Below are 17,335 nucleotides of genomic sequence, written 5' to 3'. Positions count from 1 at the left end.
CAGCGGCTACGGCACGATGCGAGAGGGCCGCCACCGGCAGGGCACTGGGCGGGACGGCGGCCAACGGCACGACGCGAAGCACTCAGGGCGCGGCGATCGGGGGACTCATCATGTCGGCAACGGACGCGCCCGCGCGGCGCCGGATCACCCTCACCGGCATCAGCTCGCGGGCCTGGGAACATCCGGCCGACCGGGGCGCCCTGGTCGCCCTGCGGGAGCTGCGCGGGTTCGACGACGTGGTGCGGTCGTTCTTCGGCATGTGGAACGAGCGTGGTTTCCGGCTGTCCGTGCTGGCCTCGGGGATCCGGGTCGACCATCGGCAGTATCCGGCGGTGTGGCAGCGCTACGCCGAGGCAGCGGCGGCGCTCGACGTGGCGGAACTGCCCGAGCTGTACGTGACCCAGTCGCCCTGGTTGGGCGCCGAGGCCGTCGGCCTGGAACGGCCGTTCATCGTGCTGAACTCCGCCTGCGTGCAGCACCTCGACGAGGACGAGCTGCGCTGCCTGCTCGGCCACGAACTGGGACACGTGGGCAGTGGGCACGCGGTCTACAAGACCATGCTCATGATCCTCACCCGGTGGGCGGCCAACCTGAGCTGGTTGCCGGTGGGAGCGATCGCGCTGCGGGCGATCATCGCGGCGATGCTGGAGTGGTGGCGCAAGGCCGAGCTGTCCGCCGACCGGGCCGGTCTGCTCGCCGGGCAGGACCCGGCCGCCGCGCTGCGGCTGCTCATGAAGCTCGCGGGCGGCGGTGACCTGTCCCAGATCGACACCGCAGCGTTCCTTGAGCAGGCTGCCGAGTACGCCGGCGGTGGCGACCTGCGCGACAGCCTGCACAAGATCAGGATGACGGCGTGGAGCACCCATCCGGCCCCGGTGGCCCGGGCGGCGCAGCTCCGCCAGTGGATCGACTCCGGGGCGTACGGGCAGGTGCTGGCCGGTGACTACCCGCGCCGCGACGACGACAGCTCGACCAGCGTGTCCGAGGAGATCAAGGCCGCTGCCGAGTCGTACCGGGAGGAGTTCAGCCGGTCCACCGACCCGCTGGTCGGGTTGCTGCGCCGGCTCGGCGACGGCGCCAGCGACGTGGGCGAGTGGGTGGGCGGCACCGCCGGGCGGGCCCGCTCCTGGATGGACGCCGCCACCGAGGCAGCCGGCCGCGCGCAGCGCGCCGGCCGGGCCGCACCCGGCGCGCGGGCGGGTGCCGGGCCGGCGGGCGGCGGTGACGGTACGGGCTCGGCCGGCACGTCGGGGTAAGGCCGGCATACGATGCCGGTCATGACCTCACCGATCATGTCCGAGTCCGAGGTGCGGGCCGCCGTCGAGCGGGAGATGCCCGGCGTACGCGCCGACCTGGAACGTCTCGTCCGCATCCCCGGCATCGCCTTCGAGGGCTTCGACCACTCACACGTGGAACGTTCCGCCGAAGCGGTCGCCGAACTGCTGCGCGGCTGCGGCCTGGACGTCGACATCGTGCGTTCCGGCGGTCAGCCCGCGGTGCTCGGCCGTCGGGCGGCCCCGCCCGGTGCGCCCACCGTGCTGCTCTACGCCCACCACGACGTGCAGCCGGTCGGCGACCGGTCGCTGTGGGAATCCGACCCGTTCGAGCCGGTGGAGCGCGATGGCCGGCTCTACGCCCGGGGCGCGGCCGACGACAAGGCCGGCATCATGGCGCACATCGCGGCGCTGCGGGCGTACGGGGACGCGCTGCCGGTCGGTGTGGTGCTCTTCATCGAGGGCGAGGAGGAGTACGGCTCCGACTCGCTGGAGCAGTTGCTGATCGAGCACCGCGACGAGATCACCTCGGACGTCATCGTGATCGCCGACTCCGGCAACTGGGACATCGGCGTACCGGCGTTGACCACCTCGCTGCGCGGCGTCGTCAACTGTTTCGTCGAGGTGCGCACGCTGGACCACGCGGTGCACAGCGGCATGTTCGGCGGTGCCGTGCCGGACGCGCTCACCGCGCTGGTCCGCCTGCTGTCGACACTGCACGACGACGCCGGTGACGTGGCGGTGGAAGGGCTGGTCGGCCGGGAGGGCGCCACCGTCGACTACCCCGAGGACCGGATCCGGGCCGAGGCCGGGCTGGCCGACGGCGTCCAGTTCATCGGCACCGGCCGGATCACCGACCGGCTCTGGACCAAGCCCGCGGTGGCGGTGCTCGGCATCGACGCGCCGTCCACCAGCGAGGCGCCGAACGCCCTGGTCCCGGCCGCGAAGGCGAAGCTCAACGTCCGCCTCGCTCCGGGCGACGACCCCAAGCGGGCGTACGCGGCGATTCGCGCGCACCTGGAGAAGCACGCTCCGTGGGGTGCCCAGGTGACCGTCAGCCTGGAGCACGACGGCAACCCGTGCGTGATCGACGCGTCCGGGCCGATGTTCGACGCCGCCCGGTCGGCCTTCCGGGCTGCCTGGGACGGCACCGACCCGGTGGACGTCGGCATCGGCGGTTCGATCCCGTTCATCGCCACCTTCCAGGAGATGTTCCCCGATGCGGCGATCCTGGTGACCGGTGTGGAGGACCCGCACGCCCGTGCGCACGGCCCGAACGAGAGTCTGCACCTGGGTGAGTTCGCCAAGGTCTGCCTCGCCGAGGCGTTGCTGCTCGGCAATGTCGCCGCTGCGCGTCGTTAGGTCACGGAACGGCGATTTCGGGCCTGATCTGGGAGTTTACGGCGTGTCGGATGGTCAGCTGTTATAGCCTTTCGTACATGAGTACGAACGAGGTGATGGCCCGGTTGGGGGCCGCTGTCAGCGCGCTGGGGGACGTCGACGTCTCCGCGTGGTCCGAGGACACGCTCAACGAACAGCTCGGTGAGCTCTCCGCCGCACTGGTCGCCCTCGACTCGGTGCTCTCCCGTGTCGCTGGCGAGGTCCGTGCCCGGGGGTTGCGCATCGAGGAGCCCGTCTCCGCCTGATCGTCGTCCGCGTTGGTGGGCGGCGACCTGCCGACACCGCCCGGGCACGGCAATGCCCGGGCGGTGTCGGAGGTGACTGGCAGGATGAGCTGCGTGCGGTTCCTCGACCTGGCAGCCACCTCCGCTGCCGTCAGCGTCACCAGCGGCCGGCGGGCCAAGGTGGAGCTGCTCGCTGACGCGCTGCGCCGGCTCGACCCGGGCGAGGTCGAGCCCGGTGCCGGCTATCTCGCCGGTGAGCTGCGCCAGCGACAGACCGGGGTGGGCTACGCGAGCCTGCGTGACCTGCCGCCACCGGCCGCGGAGCCGACGTTGACGGTGGCATCCGTGGACGCGGCCATCGAGCAGATCGCCGCCGTGGCGGGCACGGGTTCGCAGGCCCGACGGCGGGCGCTGCTCGGTGCCCTCTACGCGGCGGCGACCGCCGAGGAGCAGCGTCTGCTCACTGGCCTGTTCAGCGGCGAGCTGCGCCAGGGCGCCCAGGCGGGGTTGCTCGCCGAAGCGGTCGCCCGGGCCGCCGAGGTGCCGGTGGCGACGGCCCGACGGGCCCTGCTGCTCGCCGGTGACCTGCGTGCCGTGGCGGTGGCCGCGCTGTCCGGCGGGGCCGCCGAGTTGGCCGGGTTCGGCCTTCAGGTCGGCCGGCCGCTGGCGCCGATGCTGGCGCAGAGCGCCCCCTCGGTCGACGAGGCACTCGCGGCGACCGGCACGCCGGCGGTGGTCGACGTGAAGCTCGACGGCATCCGCATCCAGGTGCACCGCTCGGGCGCCGACATCGCCGTCTTCACCCGCAGCCTCGACGAGATCACCGCCCGGGTGCCCGAGGTGGTCGCCGCGGTCCGGGCTCTCCCGGGCCGCGAGCTGGTGCTCGACGGCGAGGCGATCGGCCTGGACGAGACGGGCCGCCCGCTGCCGTTCCAGCAGACCTCCAGTCGGGCCGCCCGACGCACCACCCCCAGCACCACCGGGCGCACTCCGGTCGCCCCGGCGGTGCTCGCGGCAGCCGCCAGCACCGGCGCGACAGTGCTCACTCCGTACTTCTTCGACCTGCTGCACCTCGACGGCGAGGATCTGATCGACCTGCCCGGCCGGGAGCGGTGGGCCGCCCTCGCCGGCGCGGTCGACTCGTCGCTGCTGGTCGGTCGGATGGAGGTCGACGGCCCCGAGCGGGCCGCCGCCGCGTTCGCCGCCGCACTCGACGCCGGGCAGGAGGGCGTGGTGGTCAAGGCACCGGACGCCCCCTACGACGCCGGCCGGCGCGGTGCCGCCTGGGTCAAGGTCAAGCCCCGGCACACCCTCGACCTGGTGGTGCTCGCCGTCGAGTGGGGCAGTGGCCGGCGCAAGGGTTGGCTGTCCAACCTGCACCTGGGCGCGCGCGACCCGCACACCGGCGGGTTCGTCATGCTCGGCAAGACGTTCAAGGGGCTCACCGACGAGTTGCTGCGGTGGCAGACCGAGCGGTTCCTCGACCTCGCTGTGGAGCGCGGCGACTGGGTGGTCCGGGTCCGGCCCGAGCAGGTGGTGGAGATCGCCTTCGACGGGGTGCAGACCAGCTCGCGCTATCCCGGGGGGATGGCGCTGCGGTTCGCCCGGGTGGTGCGGTATCGCGATGACAAGTCCGCCGCCGAGGCGGACACCATCGACGCCGTCCGCGCGATCCACGCCGGCCGTCCCACCGGGTGACCGGCCCGGGTCACCTGCTGGACAGCGATCTCGCGTAGTTCACCTGGTTGTTGAGGTGCTGCACCTGACCCTGGTCGCTGACCGGGATCCGCGCCACGTACTGCTGCGCGCCGTTGGTGACCGTCACCTGCACGGTGCCGTGGTGCCGGGTCTCCTTGACCAGCAGGAAGAGCAGACTCAGGACGAACAGGCAGAAGAAGCCGACGATGGCGCAGACCAGTGCCCAGGTGGCCACCTTCTCCTCGCGCTGCCAGTAGTCGGCCACGTGCCAGGTCGCCCCGGCCAGCGGCAGCACCCCGGCCGGCGTACGGATGAAGGGTGGGCTCACCGCGATCTCGGCGATCTGCACCGCGACCACCTCCGGCCCACTGGCGTAGCCGGTCAGGGCCGGGGGCACCGCCATCGGGGTCGGTGGGTAGGGCCCGACCGCCGGCCACGCCCCGGCCGGCTGGGCCGGTCCCCATGCCCCGGCCGGCTGGGCCGGCGTGACCGGGAACGGTGTCGTCGGCGGTAGGTGGGCCGGGGGTGCCGTCGTCGGGAGTGGCGCGGTCGGTGGTTCGGCGGCCCACGGGTCGATCGGCGGGTGCGCCCGGGTCTCCGGAACGGGCTCGGGCAGCGGTGCCGTGGGATCCACGCTCATCGGGACCCCCAACGTGAGGTGAACACCCGGCGGAGACTACCGGCTGCCGTGGCGTCCCCGGTGCCCCCGAGTGTCCGGTTGAGTCGCCGGAACGGACCGGGTCGGGCCTGTCCGGTCAGGCGGACGTGCTCGGGGTGGGTTCGGCCGCCCGGTCCAGCGGGGCCGGGGTGGTGCCGAGGCCGGCCGCCCGGCGTGCCTCGCGGCGGGCCACCCAGCCGTAGCCGAACAGGGCCATCACCGCGAAGAGCCACCACTGCACGACGTAGCCGAAGTTCTGCCAGTTGTTGGCGTGCCCGACCGGCACCGCCTTGAACGCCGGGTCGGCCGCCGGGGTCTGCTCGTCCAGCAGCAGATAGGCGCCGTAGACCGGGTAGGGCAGTTCGCCGGCCAGCCGGGACACCCCGATCCGCCGGATCTCCAGCCGCCCGTCGCGCCGCGCCACCGCGCCGGCGCCGCTCTCGGTCTCGTGCACCCGACCGACAACTGTCACGTCGCCGGTCGGCACGGCCGGCACCTGCGGCTGGGCGGTCGCCCCACCCGGCGCCGGCGGGATCCAGCCCCGGTCGATCAGCAGTGCCGTGCCGTCCGCGAGCACCAGCGGGGTGAGCACCTCGAAGCCGACCCGGCTGTCCACCGTCCGACCACGGACCAGCACGGTGTTCGTCGGGTCGTACCGGCCGGTGACTGTCACCCGGGTCCAGACCTTGTCCTCGGCGGGGGCCGGGCCAGTCGTGCCCGCGCCGCCGGTGGGAGCGCGCAGCGCGTCGGCCAGTGGCGTCGGGGCCATCCGCTGGCCCGCGTCGATCCGCTCGTTGACCTCGGTACGCCCCCGGTAGCGGTCCAGCTGCCAGTTGCCGAGGAACACCATGACGGCGGCGGCAACCAGGGTCAGCGCGAGAGCGCCCAGCCAGCGTGGGCTCAGCAGGAACCGGTACACGGCACCGAGGCTACTCGTATGACCGGCGCCACTGACCTGGACCGGGCCGGAGCCGTGCCAGGAACCGGGTCGGTGGCTTCGGTTGGCGGTGCTCACGTCTCCAGCCGGACGGGTATCGTCACGCCGACGGATCGGCCCCGGTCGTCCCGTCGCGTACCCGCCACCGCTCGCGAGGAGTCGATGATGACCGTCGTGCCGCGCCTGGTGCTCAGCGCACCGTCCTCCGGGCACGGTAAGAACGCGCTGGCGATCGGGCTGCTCGCCGCACTCGCCGAGAGGGGGGTGGACGTCGCCGGGTTCAAGCTCGGGCCGGACCACGTCGACGCCGCCTACCTGGGCCTCGCCTCCGGTCGGCCGGGTCGGGTGATCGATCCCCGGCTGGTCGGCATGGACCGGCTCGCCCCGCTGGTGGCGCACGGTGCCGCCGGTGCCGGGCTGGCCGTGGTGCAGGGCAGCATGGGCCTGTACGACGCGGTCGGTGGTCGCCCGGAGCAGGAGTCGACGGCCGCCGCCGCGGCGGCGCTGCGCAGCCCGGTGGTGCTCGTCGTCGACGTGGCCGCGATGGGTCAGTCGGTGGCGGCCCTGGTGCACGGTTTCCGCTCGTACGACGAGCAGTTGTGGCTCGGCGGGGTGATCCTCAACCGGGTGGCGTCGTCGCGGCACGAGGCGATGCTGCGCGAGGCGTTGGACGACGTGGGTGTGCCGGTCTACGGTGCGCTGCGTCGCCAGGACCTGCCGGCGGTGCTGCCGTCGCGGCGGCACGGTGTGGCGCCGGTGGTCGACGGCTCCGCCGACGCCGCCCGCGCGGTCCGTCGGCTGGGCGAGGCCGTCGCCGCCACTGTCGACCTGGAACGACTGCTCGGGCTGGCCCGCTCCGCCCCAGACTTGCCCGCCCCCGCCTGGTCTCCCGAGGAGGCCCTCGGCACGTTCACCGCCCCGGCGGACCGCCCGCTGGTGGCGCTGGCCGGTGGGCCGGGCGGCAGCTTCGGCCACCCGGAGACCGCGGAGTTGCTGCGCGCCGCCGGCGCAGAGGTCGTCACCGTCGATCCGCTGCGCGACGAGGCACTGCCGGTCGGCACCCGCGCGCTGGTCATCGGCGGCGCGCTGCCCGAGGCGTACGCCGAGCAGTTGTCGGCCAACCGGCGGCTCTGCATCGCGGTGGCCGAGTTGGCGCGGACCGGGCGTCCGGTGGTCGCCGAGGGCGCCGGCCTGCTCTGGCTGGCCCGGGAGTTGGACGGGCTGCCGATGTGCGGTGTCCTGGACGCGATCGGCGTCAGCCGGGACGGTCTGGTGGCCGGCTACCGGGAGGCGACCGCCCAGACCGACAGCGTGGTCGCCGCCCAGGGCACGGTGCTGGTCGGCCACAAGGCGCACCGTGCGGTGCTGACCCCCCGCGCTGGTCAGCGCCCGGCGTGGAGCTGGGAGGGCGGCACGCCGGAGGGGTTCGTCTGGCGCAACGTGCACGCCTCGCAGCTCACCCTGCACTGGGCAGGTCATCCGACGACGGCGGCCCGGTTGGTCGCCGCCGCGGCGGCCGAGCCGACGACCGAGGCGGTGCCGGCGCAGCCCGGCGGGGTGCCGGCGTGATTGGTCAGGTGGCGGTGCGCCGCTTCCCGGCGTTGACCGTCTCCACCCCGCGTACGGAGGTGCGGCGACTCACCGCGGCGGACGCGGAGGCGGCCGGGGAGATCTTCGCCGACAAGTTGACCCGGCGCTGGCTGCCGCTGCCCGACGACTCCGGGCCGATCGACGGGCACGCCTGGTGCACCGAGCTGGCCCGGCAGCGGCGGGACAGCGGCGAGGGTGACCACTACGCGGTGGTCCGACGCGAGGACGACCGGGTGGTGGGCTCGCTGTGGACGCGGCGCACCGACTGGGGCGCCCGTCTCACCGAGGTCTCCTACGCGATGGCGCCACACGCGCGGGGCTTCGGCTTCGCCGCCGAGGCCGTGGACGCGGTGGCCATCGCGCTGATCCTGGAGCACGGCTTCCAACGGGTCGAGCTGCGGGTGGCACCCGGCAACCTGGCCTCGCGCCGGGTCGCCGAGAAGGCCGGGTTCAGCTACGAGGGCCTGCTGCGCAACGCCGGGCTGGTCGGCGGCGGCCGGGTGGATCTCGAACTCTGGTCGTTCGTCGCCGCCGACCTGCGCTGACCCTGCCTGCTGGTCAGCCGACGATCGCGTCCGACGGTGGGGTGAACTGGCGGGTCGGTGTGCCCTTCAGGCCGTCGCGCAGAGTCTCCGACACCGCCTTGATCGGGATCTGGGACTGCCCGTCACCGACCGCGTTGAACGGGTTGTCCGGGTCGGAGATGAAGCTCGCCGCGGCCAACTCCGGTGTGTAGCCGACGAACCAGGCGGACCGGGTGCTGTCGGTGGTACCGGTCTTGCCGGCCACCGGGCGTCCGACAGTGCCCCGCACGCTGTCGGCGGTGGACCAGCCGCCGCAGCTCCCGCGCGCCGGGGTGTCGCCGGTGGGGCAGCGGGCCGCGTCGGTGGCCGCCCGGGCGGCGTCCGCGCTGACCACCTGCCGGCAGCGGGGCTTGGCCACCTCGCGATGGATGCCGCCCGGGGTGGCGTACGTGGTCGGGGTGCCGTCCCGGTTCATGATCGACTGCACCGGGATCGCCTCGCAGTAGCGCCCGTCGGCGGCGATGGCGGCGTAGGCGTTCGCCATCTCCAGCGGGGTGGCGTCGGAGACGCCCAGGGTGAACGCGCCCCACTTCTTCGCCTTGTCCGGGGACGCGTGGTCCCGGTCGACGTCGGTGCGCCACCGCAGCCCGAGCTGCTCGGCCAACCGGACCGCCCGGTCCGCGCCGACCTTCTCCTCCAGCCAGACGAAGTACGTGTTGACCGATTTACCGAAACCGGACCACATGGTCTGTTGGCCGGTCATCGCGCCGCTGGCGTTGGAGGGCGACCACCCGTCGTAGACGGCCGACCGGTAGCGGTAGGGAGCGTTGAACGAGGTGGAGAGCGTCATCCCCGAGTCCAGCGCGGCCAGCATCGGGAACATCTTGAACGTCGACCCGGCCTGGTAACCCGCCAGGTCACCGCCGCCGAGCAGCGGCGCCACCGTGTTCGGGTAGTTGGCCTTCACCTTCGGCCCGGCCTCGGGATTGGAGCTCTGCGGGTTCTCGCTGAGATCCAGCGAGTACGTCCGGTTCACCGCCATCGCCTTGACCCGCCCGGTGCCCGGCTCGGAGACCACGATCCCGTTGGCGAACGGGCTGCCGGTTGCCTCCTTGGAACCGACGTTCTTCTCCGCCGCCTCCTGGATCTTCGGGTCGATGCTGAGCACGATCCGGTAGCCGCCCCGGCGCAGCTTGTCCATCCGCTCCAGCCGGTTCGCCCCGAACGCGGGCTGCGCGCTCCACCAGTTCTTCAGGTAGTCGCAGGCGAAGCCCCAGCTGTTGTACTTCTCCGCCACCGCGGCACAGTCGTGCGGCGGGGTCGTCAGCTTCAGCCGGATCGGCTCGGACTTGGCGGCGGCGGCCGAGTCGGGGGAGAGGTAACCGAGCTGGCTCATCCGGTCCAGCACGTAGTCACGCCGCCCGGTGGCCTCCTTCTGGTCGGAGTCGGCCGGGTCGTACTCCGACGGGGACTTGACCAGCCCGGCGAGGGTGGCGGCCTCGACGGGGGTGAGGTCCTTGGGGGTCTTGGAGAAGAAGATCTCGCTGGCCGCGTAGATGCCGTACGCCCGGTGCCCGAAGTACGCCGAGTTCAGGTAGCGCTCCATGATCTGTTCCTTGCTCATCTCCTTCTCCAGGTCCAGCGCCATCCGCATCTCCTTGACCTTGCGAAGGCTGGTCTGCTGGGTGGCTTCCTGGACCTCCTTGGGCGTGGTCGCGCTGTCCCGCAGGGCCATCCGGACGTACTGCATGGTCAGCGTGGAGGCACCCTGTGAGCCGCCGGAGCGGGCGTTGGACACGAAGGCGCGGGCCACGCCCTTCGGGTCGACGCCGTGGTGCTGGTAGAAGCGTGAGTCCTCGGCGGCGACGATCGCCTGCTGGATGTTCGGCGACATGTCCGACAGCTTGGTGTACTGCCGGTACTCCTCGTAGAACATGGTCAGCACGGTCTTGCCGTCCGGGGCGTAGACGTACGAGGTCTCGGCGGGCAGCGCGGTGGTCAGCAGTCTGGTCTTCTGCTCCGTGGCGTGCGCGGTGGCCTTCGCGCCGAGCCCGGTGAGGGCGACCAGTGGGTACGCGGCGGCGGCGATCACGATTCCGGCGATGAGTCCGGCGCGAAGTAGAGGGACGAGTCGACCAGCGGCAGTAAGGGGTCGGTTACTCACATGGCCAAGTTATGACATTTCCGATTCATACCTGAGAAGAACTCTTAAACCGGCGGGTGGTGACGTGGCTTACGCCGAGATCGACTGTCCCACCGGCCACCTTCCCGGCAGGATCGCGGACATGCCTGAGCCGATCGCCGCCTCCGAGCCCGACCTGACGCACCACGGTGACGTCGAGGTCGGCGACGGTCTGATCGACCTCGCCGTCAACGTCCGCCAGGCAGCGCCTCCCGCCTGGTTGGCCGGTCCGATCGCCGCGACTCTGACCGACCTGGCGCGCTATCCGGACCCGACGCCGGCCCGGGCGGCGGTCGCCGCCCGACACCGCCGTCACCCGAACGAGGTGCTGCTCACCGCAGGCGCGGCCGAGGGCTTCGTGCTGATCGCCCAGGCGATGCGCGGGGTGCGCCGACCGGTGGTGGTGCACCCCCAGTTCACCGAGCCGGAGGCGGCGCTGCGGGCCGCCGGACACCCGGTCGAGCGGGTGCTGCTGGACCCCGCCGACGACTTCCGGCTCGACCCGTCCCGGGTGCCCGCCGACGCCGACCTGGTGATGATCGGCAACCCGACGAACCCCACGTCGGTGCTGCACCCGGCGCAGACGCTTGCGGCGCTGGCCCGCCCCGGCCGGGTGCTGGTGGTCGACGAGGCGTTCGCCGACACCACCATCGCCCCCGGCCATCCCGGCGAACCGGAGTCGCTGGCCGAGCGGCGCGACCTGCCAGGGCTGCTCGTCCTGCGCAGCCTCACCAAGACCTGGGGCCTGGCCGGCCTCCGGATCGGCTACCTGCTCGGCGCCCCGGAGCTGCTGACCCGGCTGGCCGCCGTCCAGCCGCTCTGGGCCGTCTCCACACCCGCGTTGGCCGCCGCGTCCGCCTGCGCCACCACGGTCGCGGTCCAGGCCGAACGCGCGATCGCCGTCGATCTCGCCGCCGACCGCGACCACCTGGTCGCCCGCCTGGCCAACCTGCAAGGTGTACGCGTCGTCGGCCGCCCCGCCAGCGCGTTCGTCCTGCTGCACCTGCCGGGCGCGAGCGCGATCCGAGCCGCTCTGCGGGAGCGGGGCTGGGCGGTACGCCGGGGCGACACGTTCCCCGGCCTCGGCCCGGACTGGCTGCGGGTGGCGGTGCGCGACCGTAACACCACCGACGCGTTCATCGAGGTGCTGCGCGAGACCATGGAGGCATGATGCTGGAGACCACGATCGCCGCGATCCGACCGGCGGACGAAGCGGCCATGGCCGCCGCCCGCGAGCTGCACGGCCGGCTGACCAAGCCGGCGGGCTCGCTGGGCGCGCTGGAGGACCTTTCGGTACGCCTCGCCGGGCTGGCCGGGGCCTGCCCACCGCCGCTGCCGGAGCCTGCCGCGGTGGCGATCTTCGCCGGCGACCACGGTGTGCACGCCCAGGGGGTCAGCCCGTGGCCGCAGGAGGTCACCGGGCAGATGATCGGCAACTTCCTGGCTGGCGGGGCGGTGGTCAACGCGTTCGCCCGGCAGGCCGGCGCGTCGGTCACCGTTGTCGACGTCGGTGTGGCCACCCCGCTGCCCACCGGACCGGTCGCCGATCCGGCTGGGCTCGACCCGGCCGGCACCGATCCGGCCGTGCTCGACCCGGCGGTGCCCCGACTGGTTGTCGCGTCCGTCCGCCGGGGCACCCGCGACTTCACGGTGACCGCCGCGCTGACCCGGGACGAGGCGCTCGCGGCGGTACAGACCGGCATCCGGATCGCCGACGAGCTGATCGACGCCGGGGCCGGCATCCTGCTCACCGGTGACATGGGCATCGGCAACACCACCCCTGCCGCCGCGCTGATCGCCGCCTTCACCGGTGCCGACCCGCTCGACGCCACCGGCCGGGGCACCGGGATCGACGACCCGACGTACGCCCACAAGGTCGCCGTGGTGCGCTCCGCGCTGGCCCGGCACGCGCCCGACCCGGCCGACCCGCTGGGTGTGCTGGCCGCCGTCGGTGGCCTGGAGCACGCCGCGCTGGCCGGGCTGATCCTGGGTGCCGCAGCCCGCCGTACGCCGGTGCTGCTGGACGGCGTGATCGCGGTCTCGGCCGCGCTGGCCGCCGCCGCGTTCGCCCCGGCGGCGGTCGGTGCCATGGTCGCCGGCCACCGTTCGGCCGAGCCCGGCGCCACGCTGGCACTGCGCCACCTCGGCCTCGACCCGCTGATCGACCTGGGGCTGCGCCTCGGCGAGGGCACCGGCGCGCTGCTGGCGTTGCCCGTGGTCACCGGCGCCGTCCGGGTGCTGCACGAGGTCGCCACCTTCGACTCCGCCGGCGTGGCCGAGAAGTGACCACACGCAGCGAGCGAGCCGTCCGCCCGGGTGGTGCGGCGTGACCTCCAGTCCGTACCCCCTGGGTCTGCGGCTCGACGGGCGGCGGGTGGTGGTGGTGGGCGGTGGCGCGGTCGCCACCCGGCGCGTGCCCGCGCTGCTGGACGCCGGTGCGGACGTCCTGCTGGTGGCACCGGAACTGACCCCGGCGTTGCGCGCCCGGGTCGACGCGGGTCGGTTGCACTGGGTGCCGCGCCGGTTCGCGCCCGAGGACCTGGACGGCGCGTGGCTGGTCCAGGTCGCGATCGACGACCCGATGGCGGCGGCCTCGGTGAGCGCTGTCGCCGCCGAGCGGCGGATCTTCTGCGTCCGGGCCGACGACCGCACGGCCGCCACCGCCTGGACCCCGGCGGTGACCCGGCACGGCCCGGTCACAGTGGCGGTGCTCGGCGGCGGCGACCCGCGCCGGGCGATGACAGTCCGCGACGCGATCCGTGACCTCCTCGCCGTTCGCCTGGCACCGGACGGCACCGCTCCGACGCAGAGCCGGCCCGACGCCTCGACCGGTCGGCGGCAGACCGGGCGGGTGGCGCTGGTCGGGGCGGGGCCGGGTGACCCCGAGCTGATCACCGTCCGAGGCTGGCGGCTGCTCACCGAGGCGGACGTGGTGGTCGCCGACCGCCTGGTGCCGGGGCTGCTCCTGGACGAGCTGCGCCCCGATGTCGAGCTGGTGGACGCCTCGAAGATCCCCTACGGCCCGTCCCGGGCGCAGGAGGAGATCAACCAGATTCTGGTCGACCGCGCCCTGACTGGCGCCTTCGTGGTGCGGCTCAAGGGCGGCGACCCGTACGTCTTCGGGCGGGGCGGCGAGGAACTGCTGGCGTGCGCGGAGGCCGGTGTGCCGGTGACCGTCGTGCCGGGGGTGACCAGCTCGATCGCCGCGCCGGCCGCGGCCGGCATCCCGGTGACCCACCGGGGGGTGGCGCACGAGTTCACAGTGGTCTCCGGGCACCTGGCACCCGACTCGCCAGCCTCGCTGGTGCGCTGGGACGCACTCGCGGGTCTGCGCGGCACCCTGGTGATCCTGATGGGGCTGAAGAACCTCGCCGCCATCACGGCCACCCTGATCGCGCACGGCCGGCCGCCACAGACGCCGGCCGCCGTCGTCCAGGAGGCCACGACAGGCGTCCAGCGGGTGCTGCGGTCCACGCTCGGCGCGGTGGCTGCCGATGCGCTCGCGGCCGACCTACGCCCGCCGGCGGTCGTCGTGGTGGGCGACGTGGTGGACGCACTCAACGGCTGACAGCGACGGCGTTGGTACGGCTGACGGCTCGACCCGCGCCGGCAACGCCGGTCACGGCGTGGGAGCGAGCTGAAAAGTAGATCTTGGACAGTTTCCGTTCGCGCGGAACGGAAACTGTCCAAGATTGCCGGCTGTGGCGGCTTAACTGGCCTGGGGTCGCGGCGGCCTCCACGCATTTCGGCGGCCGGGACCGCAAGATCGGCGCGGCGGTGGCTGATGTGTCGTCGATCCTCGTCGGGTCGTTCCTGGCGATCCCGGATCGAGCGGATTCGCCACCCCGGACACCGCGCTGTTCGCGTGCGAGGATCTGCCGTCATGGGCCTAGCGGATGCTCTCGCCGAGTGGACGGACGTGGACGGCGCCCAGTACGAGTTGGGCAGGGCGACAGGCCTGTTTGCGGATCGCACTTTTTTGCAGGTCAAATGGGTTTTGTGGTCCAGCAATCCGCTCGGTCAGGCGCTTTACGACATGCTGCACGCGTTGGTGAGGGCCGGCGTTCTGGAGTACCGCGACGAACCCGACCACCAGTTTCGGTGGAGGACGGCGGCCCCGATCGACGGCCTTGACGGCTGACCGTTCTTCAGGCCGCTGAGACCGATCCTCGAAGCCCCTGTGGAACGGTGGCAGGAGCCGGGACGGACGGGGCCGGAGGCGCAAGCGCCTCCGGCCCCGTCGTCGTGCGAGTTGTCGACTACTGCTTGAGCATGTTGTCCAGCAGCAGCGCGCAGCGGATCAGCCCGAGGTGGCTGTACGCCTGCGGGTGGTTGCCCAGGCCGCGCTCGGCGAGCGGGTCGTACTGCTCGGGGAGCAGCCCGGTCGGACCGGCGGTGAGCACCATCTGCGCGAACAGCTCTTCGGCATCGGTGCGGCGACCGGTGCGCAGGTACGCCTCGATCAGCCACGCCGTGCAGATGTGGAAACCGCCCTCACGGCCGGGCAGGCCGTCGTCCCAGTGGTAGCGGTAGACGACCGGGCCGCTGCGCAGATCCGCCTCGATGCGCAGGACGGTGGACAGGAAGCGCGGGTCGTCACCGGCAAGCAGGCCGGAGAGCCCGATCCAGAGCGACGAGGCGTCCATGTCCTCGTCGCCGTACGCGACGCTGTACGCCTCGACGTCGGCGTGCCAGCCGTGCTCCAGCACGTTGGAGCCGATCCGGTCGCGCAGGTCCTTCCACTCGGGCCGGTCCTCGCCGCCGTGCTCGCGCATCACGTGCAGGGCACGGTCCACGGTCATCCAGCACATCACCTTGGAGAAGACGTGGTGCCGTGGTGGCAGCCGGGCCTCCCAGATGCCGTGGTCGGGCTCGTGCCAACGGCGACGAACCGCCTCGACCATGTTCTCCAGGACGCGCCACTCGTCGTCGCGGACGGAGCCGCGCGCGTCGGCGACGGCCGCGATCAGGTCGGCGATGGGGCCGAAGACGTCCAGCTGCAACTGGTGGTTCGCGAGGTTGCCGACCCGGACCGGCCGCGAGCCAGCATAGCCGGGCAGCGTGTCGATGACCGCTTCGGCGCCCAGCTCGTACCCGTCGATGGTGTAGAGCGGGTGCAGGCGTTCCGGGTGGCCGCCGGTGCGCTCGATGCAGCCGTCCACCCAGCGCAGCAGTGCCTCGGCTTCCTCGACGGAACCCAGGTCGACCAGTGCGCGGGCGGTCAGCGCCGCGTCGCGCAGCCAGCAGTAGCGGTAGTCCCAGTTGCGGACGCCGCCCAACTCCTCGGGGAGCGAGGTGGTCGCCGCGGCCAGGATCGAGCCGGTGGCCTCGTGGCAGAGCCCGCGGAGGGTGAGCGCGCTGCGGGCGACCAGGTCACGAGCGGTGGACGGCAGCCGAAGCGAGGCCACCCAGTCCTTCCACGGCTGCTCGGCGGCGGCCTGCCGCTCGTGGATCGGCACCCGGTGGTGCTCCAGGCTGTGCGTGCCGAAGCGCAACTCCAGCACGACCTGCCCGCCGGCGGCGGAGAGGTCGACGATCGCCTTGGCGGTCTCGTACCCGCCGTCGTTGCCGACCTCCCACTCCACGCCGGGGGCGTAGAGCGCGACCGGCTCGTTGGAGCCGAGCACCAGCAGGCCGTCGCCGATCGGCTGCAACTGCACGGCGACCTGACCGAACTCGGGCCTCGGCGCGAACTCCACACGGGCCTTGCCGCTGCCGGTGAGCACCCGGATCAGGGTCGAGTCGCCGGTGATGACCGCGGGGCTGTCGTCCGGGGTGGTCTCCCGGGCCGGCTTGTCCAGCCAGTCGGTGACGGTGAGCCCGGACCACCGGGTCTCCACTGTCATCGTGCCGGAGCGGTAGCGCTGGCCCAGCGGGATGCCGCCGCGTTCCGGGGCGACGCTGAAGTGACCGGCCGGGCTGCCACCCACCAGGTCGGCGAAGATCGCCGCCGAGTCCGGCTTGGGGTGGCAGAGCCAGCTCACCTTGGCTTCGGGGGTGAGCAGAGCGACGGTACGACCGTTGGCCAGCATGGAGTGGCGCTCGATCGGCACCGCCCGCTCGCCGAACAGCCAGTGTCGACGGGTCTCCAGCAGCAGCGCCAGCGCGCGGGCGGCCTCCAGCGGGTCGGCTACCCGGTAGCTGGCCTGGGTGTCCCCGGGGCCGATCTTGATGCCGAGGTCGGGACCGTGCAGGTGCGCGAACCCGTTCTCGTCGGTGATGTCGTCACCGATGAACAGCACCGCGCTGGAGGCGAGCTGGGTCCGCAACTGGTCGAGTGCGGTGCCCTTGTGGGTGGCCACGACGGAGAGCTCGATGACCTCCTTGCCCTGGGTCACGGTGACGCCGTCGAAGGTCGCCGGGCCGTTGCGGACCGCCTCGATGGCGGCGGCAGCGACCTCCGGGTCGACCCCTCGGGTGTGCACGGCGACGCTGGCCGGCTTGCGTTCCAGCCGGATGCCCGGGTGCGCGGAGGCGATGTCGCGCAGCGCGTTGCGCACCTGCTGACGCACCGCGACCAGCTCAGGGGAGAGTCGCTCGACGAAGCCGATGTCGAACTCGGAACCGTGACTGCCGACGAGGTGCACCTCGCTGGGCAGTCGGGACAGCGCGGCCAGGTCGCGCAGCGCCCGGCCGGAGACGACCGCCACGGTGGTCTGCGGCAGCGCGGCGAGCGCGCGGACCGCGGCAACCGACTCGGGCAGCGGGACGGCCGTGCTCGGGTCCTCCACGATCGGCGCCAGTGTGCCGTCATAGTCGCAGGCGACCAGGAGCTGGGGAACCCGGGCGATCCGGCCGATGGCGGAGCGCAGCTCGGGGTCCATCACCCCGGTGGCCATCGCCGCTC

14 protein-coding genes are annotated in these 17,335 nt (G+C 73.0%); 10 read left to right on the top strand and 4 right to left on the bottom strand.

Going from position 1 to position 17,335, the window contains the following annotated elements:
* Positions 1 to 110 precede the first annotated feature (110 nt).
* The 4 genes from HNR22_RS13270 (at position 111) to HNR22_RS13255 (ending at position 4,597) form a co-directional block, all read left to right on the top strand.
* Positions 111 to 1,256, top strand: coding sequence for a M48 family metallopeptidase (locus HNR22_RS13270; protein WP_179780630.1), 1,146 nt, complete (start codon positions 111 to 113; stop codon positions 1,254 to 1,256).
* A gap of 36 nt (positions 1,257 to 1,292) precedes the next feature.
* Positions 1,293 to 2,636, top strand: coding sequence for a dipeptidase (locus tag HNR22_RS13265; RefSeq protein WP_179783540.1), 1,344 nt, complete (start codon positions 1,293 to 1,295; stop codon positions 2,634 to 2,636).
* A gap of 77 nt (positions 2,637 to 2,713) precedes the next feature.
* Complete coding sequence (locus HNR22_RS13260) at positions 2,714 to 2,920, top strand: hypothetical protein (RefSeq protein ID WP_030333429.1); 207 nt, start codon at positions 2,714 to 2,716, stop codon at positions 2,918 to 2,920.
* An 84-nt stretch (positions 2,921 to 3,004) separates the two neighbouring features.
* Entirely contained in the window at positions 3,005 to 4,597 is a 1,593-nt protein-coding gene (locus HNR22_RS13255; protein WP_218906380.1) for an ATP-dependent DNA ligase, read from the top strand.
* A 10-nt stretch (positions 4,598 to 4,607) separates the two neighbouring features.
* On the opposite strand, the gene HNR22_RS13250 is transcribed toward HNR22_RS13255, so the two are convergent.
* Together HNR22_RS13250 and HNR22_RS13245 are read right to left on the bottom strand one after the other, a co-directional pair.
* Positions 4,608 to 5,237 (bottom strand): hypothetical protein, encoded by a 630-nt coding sequence (locus tag HNR22_RS13250; protein WP_179780629.1) that lies wholly within the window; start codon positions 5,235 to 5,237, stop codon positions 4,608 to 4,610.
* A gap of 115 nt (positions 5,238 to 5,352) precedes the next feature.
* A complete protein-coding gene (locus HNR22_RS13245; protein ID WP_179780628.1) occupies positions 5,353 to 6,174 on the bottom strand; it encodes an SURF1 family cytochrome oxidase biogenesis protein in 822 nt (273 codons plus the stop codon).
* 183 nt (positions 6,175 to 6,357) lie between these two features.
* Between HNR22_RS13245 and HNR22_RS13240 the strand changes: the two genes are divergently transcribed.
* Together HNR22_RS13240 and HNR22_RS13235 are read left to right on the top strand one after the other, a co-directional pair.
* The gene (locus HNR22_RS13240) at positions 6,358 to 7,761 is read left to right on the top strand and encodes a cobyrinic acid a,c-diamide synthase CobB (protein ID WP_179780627.1); all 1,404 of its coding nucleotides are present in this window, start codon (positions 6,358 to 6,360) and stop codon (positions 7,759 to 7,761) included.
* The gene (locus HNR22_RS13235; RefSeq protein ID WP_179780626.1) at positions 7,758 to 8,327 is read left to right on the top strand and encodes a GNAT family N-acetyltransferase; all 570 of its coding nucleotides are present in this window, start codon (positions 7,758 to 7,760) and stop codon (positions 8,325 to 8,327) included. Before HNR22_RS13240 ends, HNR22_RS13235 begins: the two co-directional genes overlap by 4 nt.
* A 13-nt stretch (positions 8,328 to 8,340) precedes the next feature.
* Here the strand turns inward: HNR22_RS13235 and HNR22_RS13230 are convergent, their stop codons facing one another.
* Positions 8,341 to 10,470 (bottom strand): transglycosylase domain-containing protein, encoded by a 2,130-nt coding sequence (locus HNR22_RS13230; protein WP_179780625.1) that lies wholly within the window; start codon positions 10,468 to 10,470, stop codon positions 8,341 to 8,343.
* A gap of 121 nt (positions 10,471 to 10,591) precedes the next feature.
* Between HNR22_RS13230 and cobC the strand changes: the two genes are divergently transcribed.
* The 4 genes from cobC (at position 10,592) to HNR22_RS13210 (ending at position 14,629) form a co-directional block, all read left to right on the top strand.
* Positions 10,592 to 11,659: an Rv2231c family histidinol phosphate aminotransferase CobC gene (gene cobC / locus HNR22_RS13225; protein ID WP_179780624.1), complete on the top strand. Its 1,068-nt coding sequence runs from the start codon at positions 10,592 to 10,594 to the stop codon at positions 11,657 to 11,659.
* Positions 11,659 to 12,774 carry a nicotinate-nucleotide--dimethylbenzimidazole phosphoribosyltransferase gene (gene cobT / locus HNR22_RS13220; protein ID WP_179783538.1) on the top strand — a complete coding sequence of 372 codons (1,116 nt, stop codon included), beginning with the start codon at positions 11,659 to 11,661 and terminating at the stop codon, positions 12,772 to 12,774. Before cobC ends, cobT begins: the two co-directional genes overlap by 1 nt.
* A 40-nt stretch (positions 12,775 to 12,814) precedes the next feature.
* Complete coding sequence (gene cobA, locus HNR22_RS13215; RefSeq protein ID WP_179780623.1) at positions 12,815 to 14,056, top strand: uroporphyrinogen-III C-methyltransferase; 1,242 nt, start codon at positions 12,815 to 12,817, stop codon at positions 14,054 to 14,056.
* A 315-nt stretch (positions 14,057 to 14,371) separates the two neighbouring features.
* On the top strand, positions 14,372 to 14,629 hold the full coding sequence (locus HNR22_RS13210; RefSeq protein ID WP_179780622.1) for a hypothetical protein: 258 nt from the start codon (positions 14,372 to 14,374) through the stop codon (positions 14,627 to 14,629).
* A gap of 118 nt (positions 14,630 to 14,747) precedes the next feature.
* Here the strand turns inward: HNR22_RS13210 and otsB are convergent, their stop codons facing one another.
* Positions 14,748 to 17,327 carry a trehalose-phosphatase gene (otsB, locus tag HNR22_RS13205; protein ID WP_179783537.1) on the bottom strand — a complete coding sequence of 860 codons (2,580 nt, stop codon included), beginning with the start codon at positions 17,325 to 17,327 and terminating at the stop codon, positions 14,748 to 14,750.
* Between the last annotated feature and the right edge of the window lie 8 nt (positions 17,328 to 17,335).

This window comes from Micromonospora jinlongensis (genome assembly GCF_013410645.1).
Taxonomy (GTDB): domain Bacteria; phylum Actinomycetota; class Actinomycetes; order Mycobacteriales; family Micromonosporaceae; genus Micromonospora; species Micromonospora zamorensis.
This window is presented reverse-complemented; position numbering and strand designations above follow the sequence as displayed.

Coding starts and splice junctions, on each gene's coding strand:
- HNR22_RS13265 (WP_179783540.1), top strand. CDS start 1,293: ATGTCCGAGTCCGAGGTGCGGGCCGCCGTCGAGCGGGAGATGCCCGGC.
- cobT (WP_179783538.1), top strand. CDS start 11,659: ATGCTGGAGACCACGATCGCCGCGATCCGACCGGCGGACGAAGCGGCC.
- HNR22_RS13260 (WP_030333429.1), top strand. CDS start 2,714: ATGAGTACGAACGAGGTGATGGCCCGGTTGGGGGCCGCTGTCAGCGCG.
- HNR22_RS13255 (WP_218906380.1), top strand. CDS start 3,005: ATGAGCTGCGTGCGGTTCCTCGACCTGGCAGCCACCTCCGCTGCCGTC.
- HNR22_RS13270 (WP_179780630.1), top strand. CDS start 111: ATGTCGGCAACGGACGCGCCCGCGCGGCGCCGGATCACCCTCACCGGC.
- otsB (WP_179783537.1), bottom strand. CDS start 17,327: ATGGCCACCGGGGTGATGGACCCCGAGCTGCGCTCCGCCATCGGCCGG.
- HNR22_RS13250 (WP_179780629.1), bottom strand. CDS start 5,237: ATGAGCGTGGATCCCACGGCACCGCTGCCCGAGCCCGTTCCGGAGACC.
- HNR22_RS13240 (WP_179780627.1), top strand. CDS start 6,358: ATGACCGTCGTGCCGCGCCTGGTGCTCAGCGCACCGTCCTCCGGGCAC.
- cobC (WP_179780624.1), top strand. CDS start 10,592: ATGCCTGAGCCGATCGCCGCCTCCGAGCCCGACCTGACGCACCACGGT.
- HNR22_RS13210 (WP_179780622.1), top strand. CDS start 14,372: ATGGGCCTAGCGGATGCTCTCGCCGAGTGGACGGACGTGGACGGCGCC.